The organism is Microbacterium sp. Bi128, from assembly GCF_918698205.1.
The window spans coordinates 1-1575 of sequence record NZ_CAKKMM010001202.1; the positions used below are offsets into that span (position 1 = coordinate 1).

Below are 1575 nucleotides of genomic sequence, written 5' to 3' on the forward strand. Positions count from 1 at the left end.
GCCTGGCTCAGACTCAGTGTGGGGGCGCTCGTCTTCTTGGCCGTTGCCCGACCCCCATTGCGCGCGCTGCGCCGCCCCGACGTCCCCGTGCTACTCGGGCTGGGTGTCGCCACCGGACTGATGACCATCGCGTTTCTCGCCTCCATCGAACGCATCCCGCTCGGCACCGCCGTCGCGATCGAGTTCCTCGGTCCGCTGACTGTCGCCGGGGTGCGCAGCCACAGCGCACGCTCGCTTATCTGGCCAGCCCTGGCGCTGCTGGGCGTCGTCCTTCTGACCGAACCTTGGGCTGGTGAGATCAACCTCGCCGGTATCGGGTTGGCAGGGCTCGCGGCCGTCGGGTGGGCCGTCTACATTGTGCTCACCCAACGGATCGGCGACCGCTTCACGGGCATCGGTGCGCTTTCACTCACCGTTCCCGTCGCAGCTGCCACGGCAGCGGTCGTCGGCATCCCGCAGTCCGCCGGACATCTCAACCTCGGTGTCCTCTCCGTCGCTTTCGGACTGGCCGTCCTGATGCCGGTGCTGCCAATGGCGCTCGAGATGCTCGCCCTGCGCCGGATGACGCCCACGGCGTTCGGTACCCTGATGGCCCTCGAACCCGCCATCGGGGTGCTCCTCGGGCTGCTCGTGCTGCACCAGCAGCCCTCACTCACCCAATTCGGTGGCATCACGCTCGTCGTCCTTGCAGGGGCCGCCGCGCAACGCGGTGGCCGACGGCGACCGCGCTCCCGCGAACACGCCGGCGCCCGCATCGCCCCCGACCTCATCGGCCAAGGGCCAAAGTAAGCGACAGTCCTCCAAATAGGGGGTCCGCCAGACTGTCGCTACGCGGGAATTCCCTGCTGACAGGGCCCGCACCTAAGTCCCCCAGGGAGTGCCTCAGACTTTGCTTCCCTGTTATTCAGACCTAAGGAGTTATAACCATGTTCACCGGCTTGAGTGCCTTCCCCCTGACCCCTCTGGCAGATGATGCTGTTGACGAGTCTGCCTTCGTTCGCCTGATCGAACGGCTCTCGGAGGCGAAGGTTGGCTCCATTACCGCGCTCGGATCCACGGGCTCCTACGCGTATCTGAGCGGCGAGGAACGGAGCCGTGTGGCTCGTCTTGCCGTCGAGCACGCCGGCGCGACACCGGTGTTCATTGGTGTTGGGGCCTTGCGGACCTCACACGTCCTCGCGAACGCTGAAATGGCAGAGCAGGCGGGGGCTTCCGCACTCCTGCTTGCGCCCATGACCTATCAGCCCCTCACCGAAGATGACGTGTTCGAACTCTTCCGGACCGTCACCGCGAACTCGTCGCTGCCCGTGATCGTCTATGACAACCCGGGCACCACCCATTTCACCTTCACGACCGAGCTTTACGGACGCATCGCGGAACTGCCCGGAATCGCCTCCATCAAAATCCCCGGTGTGCCGGCCGATCCGGAGCAGGCACAGGCGCGGGTTCAGGAAATCCGAGCCGCCGTCCCGGCGCACGTGACCATCGGAGTTTCCGGTGACGCAAAGGCCGCCGCCGGACTGGCCGCCGGGTGCGATGCCTGGTACTCCGTCATCGGCGGCACCTTGCCCGCCC

The 1575-nt window shown here is 66.4% G+C and carries 2 protein-coding genes; both read left to right on the forward strand.

Annotated features, from left to right (window positions below; all coding sequences use genetic code 11):
• On the forward strand, window positions 1–789 hold a 789-nt coding region (locus tag LQV45_RS31235), incomplete at its 5' end, for a DMT family transporter (RefSeq protein ID WP_230011221.1).
• Window positions 790–926: 137 nt separating this feature from the next.
• Window positions 927–1575: dihydrodipicolinate synthase family protein (locus tag LQV45_RS31240; protein WP_230011223.1), on the forward strand; the 649-nt coding region annotated here is incomplete at its 3' end.